Origin of the sequence: Botryobacter ruber (assembly GCF_003347595.2) — a bacterium.
GTDB lineage: Bacteria > Bacteroidota > Bacteroidia > Cytophagales > Hymenobacteraceae > Pontibacter > Pontibacter ruber_A.
The window spans coordinates 109,465-126,524 of the sequence record NZ_QCZK02000037.1 but is presented as its reverse complement, the minus strand read 5'-3'; the positions used below and the strand labels follow the sequence as shown (position 1 = coordinate 126,524).

Genomic DNA, 17,060 nt, shown 5'->3' with positions numbered 1-17,060 from the left:
TAATACTAAATTGTAAATAACCTATTCCATAAACAACACTCCTTTTGTCATCCCGGAGGGATCTCGTGAGCCAGCTGCTCTTAGGCCGGCTACAAGAAGGTTTAAAATGGAAGATCCTTATTAGCTAACCAAAGTGCAGTTCGCCCACAAAATCCCCTACGGGGATGACAAAGAAGGAATGGCTTTGTGGAACTGAGTAAATACTATCCGATAATATTTTTTGCTGACGGCTGTGATCTCCGTACAAAAGCAAAGAAGGCCTTACTTTGCAGCAAGGCCTTCTATTATTGATTATCAGTTCAGCGCTTATGCTTTGGCAGCTGCCTGTTTCTGTTGTAAACGGATCAGGTTCAGGGCAGAACCAGCCTTAAACCAAGCAATCTGACCTTCGTTGTACGTATGGTTTACTTCGAAAGAATCTTTTGAACCATCGCTGTGGTTTAACACCACTTTCAGCGGCACACCAGGAGCGAAGTTCTCCAGGCCAAGGATATCGATTGAATCGTTTTCCTCCACCAGGTTGTAATCTTCTTTGTTCGCAAACGTCAGCGCCAGCATACCCTGCTTCTTCAGGTTGGTTTCGTGGATACGCGCGAATGACTTCACAATAACAGCACGAACACCTAAGTGACGCGGCTCCATGGCAGCGTGCTCACGCGAAGAACCTTCACCGTAGTTCTCGTCACCTACCACTACAGTACCGATTCCGGCAGCTTTGTACGTACGGGCTGTTGCAGGAACTTTATCGTAGCCACGGGTCATATCATTCCATACGCTGTTGGCATCACCGTTAAATGCGTTGATGGCACCAATCAGCATGTTGTTGGAGATATTGTCCAGGTGACCGCGGTACTTCAACCAAGGACCAGCCATAGAGATATGGTCAGTCGTACACTTGCCTTGTGCTTTAATGAGCAGCTTCAGCCCTTTCAGGTCAGTGCCTTCCCATGGCTTAAAGCCTTCCAGCAGTTGCAGACGGTCAGAAGAAGGAGCAACTACCACTTCTACGTTGCTGCCATCTTCAGCAGGCGCTACATAACCGGCATCTTCCACAGCGAAACCATTCACCGGAAGTTCAATGCCTTTTGGCTCGTCCAGTTTCACAGCTACGCCATCAGCGTTTGTCAGCGTGTCGGTCAGCGGATTGAAGGTAAGGTCGCCGGCAATAGCAAACGCCGTTACGATCTCAGGAGAAGCTACAAACGCGTGTGTATTCGGGTTACCATCATTTCGCTTCGCGAAGTTACGGTTAAACGAGGTGATGATAGAGTTTTTACGGGTAGGATCGTCGGTATGACGTGCCCACTGCCCGATGCACGGTCCGCAGGCATTGGCCAGCACCACACCACCCATCTCGGCAAACGTATCCAACAAGCCGTCGCGGGCTGTGGTGTAACGTACCAGTTCAGAACCAGGTGTGATGGTAAACTCAGCCTGAGCCACTAATTTTTTATCAATAGCCTGCGTTGCTATAGAAGCAGCACGGGTAATGTCTTCGTAAGAAGAGTTGGTGCACGAACCGATCAAACCAACTTCCAGTTTGGCAGGCCAGTTGTGCTCACGCACTACAGCAGCAAACTGCGAAATAGGCCAGGCCGCATCCGGCGTAAACGGACCGTTTACGTGCGGCTCCAGCGTAGAAAGGTCGATCTCGATCAGCTGATCGTAGAAAGAAGCAGGATCAGCAAGCACTTCGTCATCGGCACGCAGGTGTTCTGCTACACCATCAGCCAGCTCAGCAATTTCTTCGCGGCGGGTAATGTTCAGGTATTCCTTCATCTTCTGGTCGTAAGCGAACACAGAAGTAGTAGCACCAATCTCGGCACCCATGTTACAGATAGTAGCCTTACCTGTACAGGACAGGTTGTTGGCACCCTCGCCAAAATATTCCACGATAGCGCCTGTACCACCTTTCACGGTCAGGATACCAGCCACTTTCAGGATAACGTCTTTCGGAGAAGTCCAGCCGTTCAGTTTACCGGTCAGTTTCACACCGATCACTTTCGGGAACTTCAGCTCCCACGGCATGCCTGCCATCACGTCAACGGCATCGGCACCACCTACACCAATGGCCACCATACCCAGACCACCCGCGTTAGGGGTGTGCGAGTCGGTACCAATCATCATACCACCCGGGAAAGCATAGTTTTCCAGCACTACCTGGTGGATAATACCGGCGCCCGGCTTCCAGAAACCGATTCCATATTTATTTGATACAGAGGCAAGAAAGTCGTAAACCTCCTTGTTCTCGTCATACGCTTCTCTTAAATCCTGATCTGCACCAACACGTGCCTGTATCAGGTGGTCGCAATGCACGGTAGAAGGCACAGCTGCCTGTGGCTTACCTGCCTGCATGAACTGAAGCAAGGCCATCTGAGCCGTAGCATCCTGCATAGCCACCCTGTCCGGGGCGAAATCTACATAAGACTTGCCGCGCGCAAAAGACTCTGTTGCGTTACCATTGTACAGGTGCGAGTACAAAATCTTTTCGGTGAGGGTAAGTGGTCTGCCTACTGCGTTACGGGCAGCTACGATACGCTCACCCATACCGGCATAAACCGCCTTGATCATTCCTAAATCAAATGCCATAGTTTTTGCTAATATTATTTTTTATAATCCTTCCTTCTGAAGTTCACAAATGTACAAAACAGGATAGATTTAGAGCAACATCAGACAGAACTAATCTAAATAATAAATGATTAAAGTCGCTATTTAGAATGATTATAGCTATTATTTATTAAATTCTGTACTTTTACCCTATGAAAAAAGCCCCTTTACAATCGTTTAATTTCTTGTTTTTTGCGCTACCCCTGTTACTGACGGGGCTATTTAGCGCCTGCTCTACCAAAACCTCCGACACCCCCCTTCTGAAAACAGGCACCTGGCGCGCATTACTCCACACACAGGGGCAGCAGATCCCTTTTTTGTTTGAAGCTGTGCAGCAACAGGATAAAACTGTACTATACCTGCTAAATGGCGCCGAAAGAATCTTACTCGACGATGTTGTGCAGGAGCAGGACTCGTTAAAGATCAGAATGCATATTTTTGATGCCGCTATTATAACCGCTGTCAGGGATGGCCGCATGGCCGGCAGGTTTGTAAAGAACGACGCGGATGCTTATTACGCAATTCCGTTTACCGCTGAACATGGCCAGGTCAACCGTTTTTCCGAAAATCCTGCCCCCGCCTCCTACGACTACAAAGGCACCTGGGAAGTAATGTTTACCAACCGCGAAGGCAAAAGCACGAAAGCCGTGGGTGTTTTTGAACAGCAGGACAACCAGCTTACCGGCACTTTCATGACCCAAACCGGCGATTACCGCTACCTGGCTGGTGAAGTTTCCGGCGATTCACTGGCCCTCTCCGCCTTCGACGGCAGCCACGCCTATCTTTTTAAAGCCACTCCCACCAATGCACAAACCATACAAGGCGAATTTTACTCCGGCCTTACCGGCTACTCCACCTGGACCGCCACCCGCAACGAGCAGGCATCCCTCGCCAATCCCGATTCGCTTACCTACCTGAAGGAAGGTTATGAAACGCTCTCCTTCACGTTCCCGAACCTCGAAGGCAAACAGGTGTCGCTGTCGGACCCTGAATTCCGGAACAAGGTGGTGGTGGTGCAACTGCTGGGCTCCTGGTGCCCCAACTGCATGGACGAAACGGCTTACCTGGCTCCTTTTTATAAAGAACACCAAGCCAAAGGATTGGAAATAATCGGGTTAGGCTTTGAGCGTAGCCCGGAGTTCGACAAAGCGGCTGCCCGCCTGCAGCGCATGAAAGACCGCTACGATATAACCTATGACCTGCTGGTTGCCGGCACTACCGAAAAAGGGTCTGCGGCGGCGGCACTTCCCGCGCTAAACCACGTTATGTCCTTCCCGACCACGATCATTATCGGCAGAGACGGCAAGGTGCGCAAGATTCACACCGGCTTCTCCGGCCCCGGCACCGGCCGTTATTACGAGGAATGGGTGGCTGAATTCAACAAAAGCATCAGCGAATTGCTGGCAGAGCAGGAATAAAACAGCCTGAAAAGTGCTTAGCACCTGCCACCACCGCCTCTGCTCCTCTAAAGAGCGAAAGCACCGTATTCTGGCTCCGAATTATTTGCTGCACCTGCCACCACAGCCACTGCTCCTACTTTACGGCAGCAGTGGCTTCCGTAACCGGACAATCCGGAAGGTACCCCCCAAAGCGGCGGGTTCGTTCAATTCAATTTGCAGGGACGTATGACTGACGATGGCGCCAATGCTGCGGTTGATGTCGGAAAAAAGTGTGGCAGCCACTTGGTTCAGGAGTTTACGCAGCAGCGAGGGGTGCTGTCCGTCGGGCAGAAATTTATCGAATACCATCACGGTACCACCGGGCTTTAGCACCCGCTCCACCTCTTTGATGCAGGCTACCGGGTCCGGAATAACGGCTATAATCAGGTGGAGCAGAACGGCATCAAAACTATTGTCCGGGAAAGCCAGCTGCTGCCCGTCCATGACCAGTGCCTTTACCGGCAACTGCAGCTTTCCGGCACGCGCCTTTAATGTCGAAATCATGCCCGGCGTAATGTCGGTGGCGGTGAGGTGGGTGTAGCCTTTCAGGAACTCCAGGTCCAGCCCGGTGCCCGCTCCTACAAGCAGTATGGCCGCATCCGGTTTAGCCTGAAGCAGCGAAACAGAACGCTTCCGGTATTTGGCAAACACACGACCAGCCACCAGGTCATAAACGGGCAGGTAAAGGGTGTAGCGCAGCTTGTTCCAGGTATTGGTGTTTATGCCCATTGGCAGCAGCGAAATGTCACGTCAAACAAAAAGAGAAAGCTATTTCTCCCGTTCAATGGTATAAGCAATCAGCTGCTCGAGCGAGGTGCGGGATGGGGAAGGCGGAAAAGTATGCAGGATCGCCAGGGCTTCGGCGTGATACTTGTTCATCAACTGGATTGTGTACTCGATGCCACCGGATTTCTTAACGAAATCAATCACCTGTTGCACCCGCTTGTTGTTGCCGTTGTTGTTCTTCACATCGTAAATCACGCGGCGTTTGGTCAGCCAGTCCGCCTCGCGTAGCGCATTGATCAGCGGCAGCGTCATTTTCTTTTCCTTGATATCGATGCCCACCGGTTTCCCGATTTCGGCCGTACCGTAATCGAACAGGTCGTCCTTGATCTGGAAAGCAATGCCTACTTTCTCGCCAAACAAACGGGCTTTCTCAATCTCTTCGGGCGTGGCTCCCGCAGATGCAGCTCCCACGGCGCAGCAGGAGGCAATCAGCGAAGCAGTTTTCTGGCGGATGATATCAAAGTATACTTCCTCTGTTATATCCAGGCGGCGGGCTTTCTCGATCTGCAGCAGCTCCCCTTCGCTCATCTCCTGCACGGCATTCGACACGATCTTAAGCAGCTCAAAATCATTGTTGTTCAGCGACAGCAAGAGCCCCTTGGAGAGCAGGTAATCGCCAACCAGCACGGCAATTTTATTTTTCCAGAGCGCATTCACAGAGAAAAAGCCGCGGCGGTAATTGGCATCGTCCACCACATCGTCGTGCACCAGGGTAGCCGTGTGCAGCAGTTCTATCAGGGCAGCGCCCCGGTAGGTAGCTTCCGTGATACCCGAACCAAAAAGATTTGCTGTAAAGAACACGAACATCGGGCGCATCTGCTTTCCTTTGCGCTTTACAATATAGCCCATAATCTTATCCAGAAGCAGTACGTTGGACTTCATGGAAGCCCTGAACTTCTTCTCGAAAAGTTGCATTTCCGGCGCTATAGGCGCTTGTATTTCGTTTAGGCTGATGCTCATGTATTAGGCTTACAATATTACGAGGTGAAAATATGGTTTCCAAACACACGGTTGCAAAACGCAGTATAATTATTAAATTGCTGCGAGTCTCTGGTTAAATTGTTAAATGGTTTAATGGCTTAATTGTTAAACCAGCAAAATGGAAAAAATAACTTCTGCTCTTTTTACAATTTCTCCAAAAGTTCAACTGTCCAGCAATTTAACCATTTAACAATTCAGCCATTTAACCTGATGAAAGTAGACTTTGTAGTTTACCCGGAGCATGGCCGCCCTTTTACAGCCGATGCCACTTTTCCTGAAGATGGCCAGCCCAAGCCTATTATTATTTATACACATGGTTTCAAAGGGTTTAAGGACTGGGGACATTTTAACCACCTGGCACAGTATTTTGCCGATAAGGGGTTTGTATTTGTGAAGTTTAACTTCTCCTACAACGGCACTACCCTCGACGATTATTCCGATTTACACGACCTCGAAGCCTTCGGGAAAAACAACTTTACTCTGGAACTCGATGACCTGGAAGCTCTCATTAACCTGCTGCACGACAAGCAGGGGCCGGTGCTGCAGGAGGAACTGGACCTGAACCGCCTGTACCTGGTCGGCCACAGCCGGGGCGGCGGTTCTGTTATCCTGAAAGCTGCCGAAGACGAGCGGGTAAAAGCCGTGGCTACCTGGGCTGGCATCAGCGATTTTGACCAGCGCTGGACGCAGGAGGTCATGGACAAGTGGAAGGCAGAAGGCGTGCAGTGGATCGAAAATGCCCGCACGGGGGTACAGATGCCGCTCTACTACCAGATTTACGAAGATTACATCAAAAACCTGCACCGCCTCCACATCCCGGAGGTGATAAAAAAAGTGCACCAACCCCTGCTTATACTGCACGGCGAAGAAGACGAAACACTGCCTGTACAAATGGCCCACGACCTGAAAAGCTGGAAACCAGATGCCGAGCTGCAACTGCTGCCCGGTGCCGACCATTCCTTTGGCGGCATGCACCCTTACGAAGCAGATGAACTACCCGAGCCTGCCCGTAGAGCAGCTGACTTTACGATAGAATTTTTCAACAAACATGCCTGAACTGTACCTGCTCCTGGGCGGCAACCTCGGCGATCGCATTTCCTACCTAGACCAGGCGCGTAAAAAAATAGCTACCGCCGTCGGTCCCGTAATGCGCAGTTCCGGGCTGTACGAAACTGCCGCCTGGGGCAAAACAGATCAACCGGCCTTCCTGAACCAGGTACTCGAAGTACAAACGGAGCAATCGCCAGAACAGGTACTGCAAATCATCAACGCCATCGAACATGACCTGGGCCGCATCCGGGCCGAACACTGGGGTTCCCGCGTGATCGACATCGACATCCTGTTTTACGACGACCTGGTGCTGCAGACGCAGCGCCTCACCATTCCGCACCCCCAGTTGCACCTCCGCCGCTTCACGCTGCAGCCCCTGGCCGAAATTGCGCCTGACCTGTTGCACCCGCTGCTGCAGAAAAACATCCGGGAGTTGCTACAGGAATGCCCGGATAAGCTGGAGGTACGGGAGGTGTAATATTTGATATTCCATTTGAATTTTCCTGTTACGAAGGCTGTTGTCGCGGTGGTAAAGCTTTCATAGCAAGACAATGGCTTATAACCCCAACATTCACCACAGAAGAAGCATCCGCCTGAAGGGATATGATTACACCCAGGAAGGCTTGTATTTCATCACCATTTGCTGTGCCGAAAATGCATGCCTGTTCGGAAGAATTATTTCAGATGAAACAGGTCAGCCTCAAATGAAATTAAACAACCTTGGTAAAATCGCCCACAATGAGTGGCTGAAACTACCCAATCGATTTCCAAACCTGGAGCTTGACGTATTCCAGATCATGCCTAACCACCTGCACGCTATTTTAGAGATAAAAGAGATAAAAGTACGGGCAGGGTTTACCCCTGCCCCTGCCATTCCCCCTGCCCCTGCTCCGGAATTGGCTCCTGATTCCGCTAGGAGCTTTACCCAGATATCGGATTCCATTCATACTCTTTCTGATTTGGCGGTTACTTCTGGTGCGCGGAATTGGGCAGGGGTAAACCCTGCCCCTACGGTCGGCAATGTAATTGGGGCTTACAAATCGTTGGTGGCCCGGGAATGCCTGAAAATCTTTAAATCAAAAAATGAAACGATGGGCAAATTGTGGCTCCGTAACTACTATGAACACATCATACGCAATGAACGGGGGTATCAGAATATCGCGAACTACATCATCAACAATCCTGCGAAATGGCAGGAGGAAAAATTTTTCACCACCGATACTTCTTCAACTGCTCAGGCTGTGCAGGCACAATAAAAAAAGCGCTTCCGGTTATTTCCCGAAAGCGCTGCTCTTTTCCTAAACCAATAGCTTTACGCTACTGAACTCACCTCTGCCGACTTCTCAATTTTCTTCACAAGTCCCTGCAGCACTTTCCCCGGACCGCACTCTACAAAATGCGTGGCGCCGTCGGCTATCATCTGCTGCACCGACTGTGTCCAGCGTACCGGGGCTGTCAGTTGCTTGATCAGGTTTTCCTTTATCTCTTCCGGATCGGTGTGTGGTTTGGCATCTACGTTCTGGTAAATCGGGCAAATTCCGTGGCTGAAGGTTGTTTCCTTGATGGCTTTGGCCAGCTCTTCTTCCGCAGGCTTCATAAGCGGCGAATGGAAGGCCCCGCCTACCGGTAAGGGCAGCGCGCGTTTAGCTCCGGCCGCTTTCATTTTTTCGCAGGCCTCTTCTATGCCTTTGTTGGAGCCGGAAATCACGAGTTGGCCAGGGCAGTTATAGTTTGCTGCTACAACCACCTCACCCGCTACAGATGCACATATTTCTTCCACTTTCGCATCGTCCAGCCCCAGGATGGCTGCCATGGTAGATGGGTTGGCCTCGCAGGCAGCCTGCATGGCCAGGGCTCTTTTCGATACCAGTTTTAAGCCGTCTTCAAAGTTGAGCACTTTACTCGCAACTAAGGCAGAGAATTCTCCCAGCGAGTGTCCGGCTACCATATCGGGATTAAAATCAGTGGCTACTGCGGCCTGCGCAACAGAATGCAGGAAAATGGCCGGCTGCGTTACTTTTGTCTGCTTCAGCTCTTCTTCCGTACCATTGAACATGATGTCGGTAATGCGGAAGCCCAGTATCTCGTTTGCTTTGTCAAACAGCTGTCGTGCCACTTCGTGCTGCTCATACAGCTCCTTGCCCATGCCCACAAACTGCGACCCCTGACCCGGAAAAATATACGCTTTCTTCATTCGTTAATCTGTCTTATTTGTTAAAAGTAATTACCTCGGTTGCTTCTGCCTGAAATAGCACGCAATAATTCTGCTGCCGCTCCCACCAAAGCCTTACCTGCACCAGCGCAGGCAATAAACCTTGCCTTTCTTCGGACGATGGCAGCACACATGATTCTGTGCTTTCTGCCAGGCGGTAGCGGTTCTTTGCCACCAGCTGCTACACAAAATCACGGAAAGATAAGGGAATAAACCTGAAAAAATAAAACAGCGACCACGGAAATTTAAGCTAGCGGGCAACACGAAGTACGGCTTCGGCCTGTGTGTAGAGGTGGCGACTGCTCAGCCGCGCAGTACCGTTTGCCGGCTTACTTATAGGTTAGCGCCAGTACACCCTTCCCTGGCAAAAGCCGCAGGAGCCATCGTTGAACACGATTTGCTTCTCCTGCAGCGCTTCCAGGTGTAATGTTGTTATCTTACAATCTGTACCCAGCCTTTGTATGTTGCCCGTTGCCTGGCGGGGTCTAACGAAAAGAACTCCACTTCCGCTTCGTAGTAGTAAGTACCGTCCGGCACGCGACCGCCGTCTGTTGTAACGCCTGCCCAGTTAATATTCCTGTCGTTGCCTTCATACACTTGCACCCCCCAACGGTTAAATACCCTGAACTTCATGGACCGGACAAAGACCGTTTTGCTGTCGGGCCGGAATACATCGTTTTTGCCGTCGCCGTTTGGTGTTATGATGTTTGGCAACATAAACGAGAAACAGTTGTCTTTACACACTTCGTTGCTGAAATCACTTACCCTGCCATTTACATCGGTAGCTGTTACTTTATAGCAACCGGCAAACGACTCCAGGTTGGTATGGATAAAAGTAGTTTCGGTGGTGGTGCCCAGGCTTACATATTCTGCGTCCAGGGTTGGCTTAAAGTAGACAGTATAAAAATCGATCTCATCGGTGCAGTCGCCGGTTATATTCGGCTCCCACGTCAGCACATTCTGGTACGGCGGCTGCGTGGGTGACTGCAGGAACAGGTTACAGTCCAGCGCATCGATCGAAAGCTCGGGCGCACAAATCAGTTTAGGCATCATGGCACAAACTTCCTGGCTGTTGTTGAGCAGCGGCTCCGGCAAACTCTCATTTTCGTAGGTACCTACCGTTTGCACATAATAGCAGTAACTTTCGCCCCTGGCTAAGGCGATGTTGTTAAAAGTACCGCGATCGGTGTAGGTACCCGAAGAGGAAGTGGCACTCACACTGTCAATCAGCACAAAGACCCCGTCAATCTGCCGGTAAATCTTATGCTGCAGCACCTCGTTTCGCCACGGCACATCATAGGTCCAGTTCAGCGTAATAAATTTCTCGTCTGTATCCGAGGCAATCGCCTCCAAGCGGACACTCGACGCGCTCGTGCTGTCATACAGCACCGTCGGAGGACCACCCGGAGCAGCTGACTGGTAAAACTCGAGTTTGTACCTGTAGGCATTGTCCTGCGTATTGAGGTTTGTATCCACAAAAGTCGTATCCTCCAGGTTGTTGATGGTGGTTAGCAGGGTATAGGCAGTACCTGGTTCCTGGCCGTTTTTACGGTACAGCCTGTACTGGAACGGAGCCGTCAGCAGTGCGATGCCGGGTCCTGGTTGCGTCCATTTCACGGTTATCTGGCCGGCTGTAGCGTCTGTTTCATCCACGGTAACATTGGTCAGGAAGGGGATATCCTGCTCGATGGTAATACAGGCCTCTACCGAAGCAAGGCTCTGGCCTCTGCCCGGTGCCGGGAACTCAGCATATATTATGTAGCAGTACTCCTTACCCGATTCAAGCCCCTGCCCACCATTTGTATCCAGGAAGGAGGTTGCATCTTTGGGCACTTCGCCTATCATTTGGTAACCGGTACTGGCAGGCACACCCGTTTCACACTCATCCGGTGTAAAATTGGAAGGCCCTTCCCGACGGTAGATTCGGATGGTAGAAGCATTCTGGCATTGGTAGCTGTCCCAGGTAACCTGCACGTTTTTGCCCTGGCCTGCTACCTTCAGGTTCTGCGGTGGTGGCCCCACCACCCGGATAGTCCAGGGCTGCAAATCTACCAGCCTGTTCGTTGCTGTCTGCCGCACATCTTCAGCCCTGAAAACAACCAGGTAAGGCTGCGCCCGCACATCTTCGCAGGTGGTTGACCAACTGAAATCACCTAATGCCAGACCGCCAGTGCTGGCATTGCTTGGCCTGGGCCTGAATGTGGCGGGCGGTATAATGCCGCTGATGGCACTTAATAATATCAGGTCATTATCCGGATCTGTGGCCCTGACCACCCAGTCCAGCGTAGTACCGGCAACAATACAGGTATCTTTTCGCTCCAGCACCGGCGGCCGGTTTGGTCCTTCCTTTACGGTAATCTGCATATCGCGCACTACCTCTCCTATCTTTACAGCCCCGCCACCGGGCACCACCCGCCATTCTTCCACCACAAAGGCCACATTATACTCCCCTGCCCGGCAGGGCGCATCCCACTCCATCTGTCCCGTATGTGGATCTAGGGTAAAAGTAGCCGGACCAGAATCCGTTGAGTTCGGGCAGCCAAACAGGTTATTGGGTAACGTGAAACCAGGCACCGGGATAATATTATCCGAGTTGGCATCTTTGCGGCGTGGCGGCACCAGTTTGAATACCAGACTGTCGCCTTCAGCGTCGAAGGCAGCAGGGTTATGCACAAACTTTTCGCCCACATTGGCTATATCGATAGGAGGATAATTAAAGACAGGTGTACTGTTATAGCCCCTGAAAGGGCTGATATTAATGGTAGTAGCCAGGTAAAAGCTGTGCATATCGGAGGGCGCCTGCAGGTTGAGGATGCGGCCGTTCCGGTTTACGCCTACCCAGCTGATGGTGTAAGTACCTATAGCAGGAAAGGTATGTTCCCATTCAAACACCTCCCGGTCCGTCTCCGGACTGATTTGTGTTACCGGTCCCCTCGGTAAAGTGACCTTAGAATCAGGATAACCATGGTCAACTGTAATCGTGAGGTCTTCTGCCGAGGAAGACCTGTCGGTATAGATCACCATCCTGAAAAAGTAGCGAAAGGGATTTGGATTGGGCGTGGTATCCCGCTTGGCGGTAATGTCGCCTGCTCTTAAGTGCGTGGCCTGTACCTCAGTTAACGATACCAACAACAACATCAAAACCAACCACAAACTGTGAGGCAGCAGAAACCTTAGGCGTAAACATTCTGGCATATGAAAAGGGTTAGGCTGTACGTAAAGGTATTCTGAAAACTTAAATTTCTAATTTTTATTGTGAAAATAAAGGTAAAAATGCGGGTTATAAAAAGTACGAAAATTCTGTACTTCAGTTTACAATTTAGATTGATTCAAAATAAGTTATAATAATTGTTTCATATAATGCCGGCATGTACCTTTGGGGTCAAAAAAACGCACAATTAATATTTAACCTTTAACACATTCAAATGAATTGGTTTACTAAGACGTTTTCCAGTACAGTCGGGCGGAAAATTGTGATGTCCATCACGGGCCTTTTTCTTTGCTCCTTCCTGGTAGTGCACCTCATCGGTAATCTACAGCTTTTTAACGAAGATGGCGGCGCGGCTTTTAACATTTACTCCAGGTTTATGGGTACGAATCCTATCATCCGGACAATGGAAATTGTTCTGCTGCTCGGATTCCTGTTTCATATTTATGATGCAATCGTTTTAACAAAGAAGAATAAAACTGCACGCCCTGTTGACTACGCTGTTAACCGTCCGCAGGAAAATAGCACGTGGTCGTCCCGTAACATGGGTTTACTCGGAACAGTGATTTTGGTTTTCCTGATTATTCACCTCTGGAATTTCTTTGTGCCTGCCCGCTTTGGCGGTCTGGAGGGTGTTGTAATCGACAATGTGCATTATGAAAACCTGTACCTGAAAGTGGTGCAGTCGTTCCAGATCTGGTGGTATGTTGCCCTTTATGTCATCTCCATGATTGCCCTGGCGTATCACCTTATCCACGGTTTCCAGAGCGCCTTCCAGACGCTGGGCCTGGATCATAAAAAGTATACACCCTTTATACAGGCGTTTGGGTATGCCTTCTCTGTAATTGTGTGCCTTGGCTTCGCTGTTATTCCCTTATACTTTTTCTTCTTTAGATAATAACTGATTCTTATATAGCTCCATGATATTAGAAGATACACAAATAAGCGCCGCAACATTAGATTCTAAAATCCCGGAAGGCTCCCTGGCCGAGAAATGGGATAAGCATAAATTTAATGTAAAGCTGGTTAACCCGGCTAACAAGCGTAAATATGATATAATAGTAGTGGGTACCGGCCTGGCAGGCGCTTCTGCAGCGGCTACCTTCGGCGAGCTTGGCTATAACGTAAAAGCGTTCTGCTTCCAGGATTCTCCGCGCCGTGCACACTCTATCGCTGCACAGGGTGGTATCAACGCCGCCAAAAACTACCAGAACGACGGCGACTCCATCTTCCGTCTTTTTTACGATACCATTAAAGGAGGCGACTACCGCGCCCGCGAAGCCAACGTGTACCGCCTGGCACAGGTATCGGTTAACATTATCGACCAGTGCGTGGCACAGGGTGTACCTTTCGCCCGTGAGTACGGCGGCTTGCTGGCCAACCGTTCATTCGGTGGCGCCCAGGTATCGCGTACCTTCTACGCCCGCGGCCAGACCGGACAGCAGCTGTTACTGGGTGCTTACTCTGCCCTGAACCGCCAGATTGCCTACGGTAAAGTAAAAATGTACCCACGTACCGAGATGCTTGATCTGGTATTGGTAGATGGCAAGGCACGCGGTATTGTGGTGCGTAACCTGGTTACAGGTAAAGTAGAATCGCACAGCGCCCACGCAGTTGTACTGGCTACAGGCGGTTACGGAAACGTATTCTTCCTGTCTACCAACGCCATGGGTTCCAACGCAACGGCAGCCTGGCGAGCGCACCGCAAAGGAGCGTATTTTGCCAACCCATGCTTCACCCAGATTCACCCGACCTGCATTCCGGTTACCGGAACGCACCAGTCCAAGCTCACGCTGATGTCCGAATCGCTTCGTAACGACGGACGTGTGTGGGTACCAAAGACAAGAGAAATAGCTGAAAGACTTCGCAAAGGAGAAATAGCGGTAGCCGATGTGGCCGAAGCGGACCGCGATTACTTCCTGGAGCGCAAATACCCTGCCTTCGGTAACCTGGTGCCGCGCGACGTGGCTTCCCGTAACGCCAAGCAAGCCTGCGATGACGGACGTGGCGTAGGTACCTCCGGCCTGGCCGTATACCTCGACTTTGCCGATGCCATCAAACGCGACGGACAGGCGGCTATTGCTGCCAAATACGGTAACCTCTTCGAGATGTACCAGAAGATCACGGACGAGAACCCATACGAGCGTCCAATGCGTATTTACCCGGCTGTTCACTATACCATGGGTGGCCTTTGGGTAGATTACAACCTGATGACAAATGTACCAGGCCTGTATGCTGCCGGCGAATGTAACTTCTCCGACCACGGCGCCAACCGCCTGGGTGCTTCTGCCCTCATGCAGGGTCTTGCCGATGGCTACTTCGTACTGCCTTACACTATCGGCGATTACCTGGCTAAAACGCCTTACGACAAAATCAGCACCGAACATCCTGCCTTTAAAGAAGCAGAAAACAATGTAAAGGCGCTGACCGACAAACTCCTTTCCATTAACGGTACCCGTACGGTGGATGATTTCCACAAGGCACTTGGTTCCATCATGTGGGAGTACTGCGGTATGGCCCGTAACGCAGAAGGTCTGAAATTTGCCAAACAGGAAATCCGCAAGCTGCGCGACGAGTTCTGGCAGGATGTAAAAGTTACCGGCCTGAACGAGGAGCTGAACCAGACACTGGAAAAAGCACACCGTGTGGCCGACTTCCTGGAACTGGGCGAACTGATGGTAGACGATGCGTTGCACAGAGAAGAATCGTGCGGCGGCCACTTCCGCGAAGAGTACCAGACACCGGAGAACGAAGCCCTGCGCGACGACGAGAACTTTGCCTATGTAGCAGCCTGGGAATACACCGGGGCAGGCAACCAGCCTGTGCTGCACAAAGAAGAACTGAAGTTCGAGAACGTGAAGCTGACGCAGCGTAGCTACAAGTAATAAATTAGTTAAGAGTTTAGAGTTAAAAGTTAAGCGCTACAAAGGAGGCGGTGTGATGATTAAAACAGCAGGAGAAGCTCCTTTTCACGATCTGGCTTTTTAACTTTTAGGCTCCATCAGGAATAAATTTCAAATTGAAATAAAATAATGGCTGGTAATAACCCAAATGCTAAACCCATGAACCTGACGTTACGGGTTTGGCGCCAAAAAAACAGAACTTCACCAGGTCAGCTGGTTGATTATAAAGCAAATGGTATCTCCCCGGACATGTCGTTCCTGGAGATGCTGGATGTTGTAAACGAGGATTTGCTGCGTGCCGGACAAGACCCGATCGCGTTTGACCACGATTGCCGCGAAGGTATCTGCGGTATGTGCAGCCTTTACATTAACGGACGTGCACACGGGCCGGAGCGTGGTACTACCACCTGCCAGTTGCACATGCGCCACTTCTCCGACGGCGACACCATTACGATTGAGCCCTGGAGAGCTGCTGCATTCCCCGTTCACAAAGACCTGGTGGTAGACCGTTCTGCGTTCGACCGTATCCAACAGGCAGGAGGTTACATCTCTGTAAACACAGGTGGTATACCGGATGCAAACGTGATCCCGATTCCGAAAACTGTTGCTGACAAGGCCTTTGATGCGGCCACCTGTATTGGTTGCGGCGCCTGTGTGGCAGCCTGTAAAAATGCTTCGGCCATGCTGTTTGTGAGTGCCAAAGTATCGCAGCTGGCCATGCTGCCGCAGGGCAAGACAGAGCGCAAAACTCGCGTGGAGAACATGGTTGCGCAAATGGACCTGGAAGGCTTCGGTGCCTGCACCAACACAGGAGCCTGTGCGGCTGAGTGCCCGGTGGGTATCTCCCTGGAGAACATCAACATGCTGCGCAGAGAATTTATTTCGGCAAAAGCCAGCTCCGAAAACGTTTAATTACGCGAATGCATAAGCAAAAGGCGAGACAGCAAGCTGCTCTCGCCTTTTTTTATTTACTTGCACCTGGGTTCTGAAGCTGCCACATGCATCTTTCTGAGCTTTGAACATGACAGCACCAGCCACCATTCCTGCTGCTCTTTTACCAGCTTGTATGTCTCAGCAGCAGAGGCTATGGTGGCAGGAGCAGAACAGTTCTAAAGCAGAAATGTAACTGGCAGCCAGCTAACCAAGAACTACCGATGCTGCTGTTCCAGCTAAACAATAGCTCCCGGAACGCTGTTACGTAACCAAGCCCTAACGCAACATGATTACAATAATTTCCAGCACCAACCGTCCTGCTTCTGTCACCAGAGCCATTGCTGATTACTACGCTACTTTGCTTCAGGAAAAAGGACAGGAATGCCAGATCCTGGACCTGGCCGCTTTACCCGACGACTTTACCACATCGGCACTTTACGACAACTCCGGCAAGAACGAGCAGTTCAACAAGCTGAGCAGCATGATCAAAAAATCGGAAAAGCTGGTGTTTATGGTACCCGAGTACAATAACTCCTACCCCGGCGTACTCAAAGCGTTTATTGATGGCCTCGACTATCCCAGCCCGTTCAAAAATAAAAAGGCAGCCATGGTGGGTATCTCTTCGGGCATACAGGGCAGCGGCATGGCCATGAGCCACCTGACCGATGTGTTTAATTACCTGGGCATGCATGTGCTGGCGCAGAAGCCGCGCCTCGCGCTCATCAGCAAAAACTTTGATGGCCTGAAAATTACAAACAAATTGTACCAGGAGCTACTCGATGAGCAGATCGAGCAGCTGATTGCTTTTTAGTTGCGGGCGCTGTAAAAACAATCTGCTGCACCTGCCACCACAGCCTCTGCTCCTCCTTTTTCCAGGAACCAAAGCAAAAAGAAAGGCCTGCATTTTTACGTGCAGGCCTTTCTTTTTATGGTATCGCTTA

The 17,060-nt window shown here is 50.7% G+C and carries 13 protein-coding genes; 8 read left to right on the top strand and 5 right to left on the bottom strand.

Annotation, left to right across the window (positions count from 1 at the left end; genetic code table 11):
- Positions 1–306: 306 nt before the first annotated feature.
- Positions 307–2,589: an aconitate hydratase gene (locus tag DCW36_RS11275; protein ID WP_114778712.1), complete on the bottom strand. Its 2,283-nt coding sequence runs from the start codon at positions 2,587–2,589 to the stop codon at positions 307–309.
- A 170-nt stretch (positions 2,590–2,759) separates the two neighbouring features.
- Between DCW36_RS11275 and DCW36_RS11270 the strand changes: the two genes are divergently transcribed.
- Positions 2,760–4,025, top strand: a complete 1,266-nt coding sequence (locus DCW36_RS11270; RefSeq protein WP_114778711.1) for a peroxiredoxin family protein — start codon at positions 2,760–2,762, stop codon at positions 4,023–4,025.
- Positions 4,026–4,145: 120 nt separating this feature from the next.
- Here the strand turns inward: DCW36_RS11270 and DCW36_RS11265 are convergent, their stop codons facing one another.
- A complete protein-coding gene (locus DCW36_RS11265; protein WP_114778710.1) occupies positions 4,146–4,775 on the bottom strand; it encodes a class I SAM-dependent methyltransferase in 630 nt (209 codons plus the stop codon).
- A 39-nt stretch (positions 4,776–4,814) separates the two neighbouring features.
- Positions 4,815–5,792 (bottom strand): polyprenyl synthetase family protein, encoded by a 978-nt coding sequence (locus DCW36_RS11260; RefSeq protein WP_114778709.1) that lies wholly within the window; start codon positions 5,790–5,792, stop codon positions 4,815–4,817.
- 231 nt (positions 5,793–6,023) lie between these two features.
- Here DCW36_RS11260 and DCW36_RS11255 point away from each other — a divergent pair, with 231 nt between their 5' ends.
- The 3 genes from DCW36_RS11255 to DCW36_RS11245 all read left to right on the top strand — a co-directional run bounded on the left by DCW36_RS11255 (position 6,024) and on the right by DCW36_RS11245 (position 8,119).
- Entirely contained in the window at positions 6,024–6,869 is an 846-nt protein-coding gene (locus DCW36_RS11255) for an alpha/beta hydrolase family protein (protein WP_114778708.1), read from the top strand.
- Positions 6,862–7,341: a 2-amino-4-hydroxy-6-hydroxymethyldihydropteridine diphosphokinase gene (gene folK / locus DCW36_RS11250; protein WP_114778707.1), complete on the top strand. Its 480-nt coding sequence runs from the start codon at positions 6,862–6,864 to the stop codon at positions 7,339–7,341. Before DCW36_RS11255 ends, folK begins: the two co-directional genes overlap by 8 nt.
- A gap of 73 nt (positions 7,342–7,414) precedes the next feature.
- Positions 7,415–8,119: a transposase gene (locus tag DCW36_RS11245; RefSeq protein WP_114778706.1), complete on the top strand. Its 705-nt coding sequence runs from the start codon at positions 7,415–7,417 to the stop codon at positions 8,117–8,119.
- A gap of 56 nt (positions 8,120–8,175) precedes the next feature.
- On the opposite strand, the gene fabD is transcribed toward DCW36_RS11245, so the two are convergent.
- Positions 8,176–9,057 carry an ACP S-malonyltransferase gene (fabD, locus tag DCW36_RS11240; protein ID WP_114778705.1) on the bottom strand — a complete coding sequence of 294 codons (882 nt, stop codon included), beginning with the start codon at positions 9,055–9,057 and terminating at the stop codon, positions 8,176–8,178.
- A gap of 450 nt (positions 9,058–9,507) precedes the next feature.
- Positions 9,508–12,213, bottom strand: a complete 2,706-nt coding sequence (locus tag DCW36_RS11235; protein WP_240676147.1) for a T9SS type B sorting domain-containing protein — start codon at positions 12,211–12,213, stop codon at positions 9,508–9,510.
- Positions 12,214–12,500: 287 nt separating this feature from the next.
- Here DCW36_RS11235 and DCW36_RS11230 point away from each other — a divergent pair, with 287 nt between their 5' ends.
- From DCW36_RS11230 to DCW36_RS11215, 4 genes are all read left to right on the top strand, one after another.
- Complete coding sequence (locus DCW36_RS11230; RefSeq protein WP_114778703.1) at positions 12,501–13,181, top strand: succinate dehydrogenase cytochrome b subunit; 681 nt, start codon at positions 12,501–12,503, stop codon at positions 13,179–13,181.
- A gap of 22 nt (positions 13,182–13,203) precedes the next feature.
- A complete protein-coding gene (locus DCW36_RS11225; protein WP_114778702.1) occupies positions 13,204–15,168 on the top strand; it encodes a fumarate reductase/succinate dehydrogenase flavoprotein subunit in 1,965 nt (654 codons plus the stop codon).
- Between the two features lie 177 nt (positions 15,169–15,345).
- On the top strand, positions 15,346–16,098 hold the full coding sequence (locus DCW36_RS11220) for a succinate dehydrogenase/fumarate reductase iron-sulfur subunit (protein ID WP_114778701.1): 753 nt from the start codon (positions 15,346–15,348) through the stop codon (positions 16,096–16,098).
- A gap of 307 nt (positions 16,099–16,405) precedes the next feature.
- Positions 16,406–16,930, top strand: coding sequence for an NADPH-dependent FMN reductase (locus DCW36_RS11215; protein WP_114778700.1), 525 nt, complete (start codon positions 16,406–16,408; stop codon positions 16,928–16,930).
- The last annotated feature ends 130 nt before the right edge of the window (positions 16,931–17,060 follow it).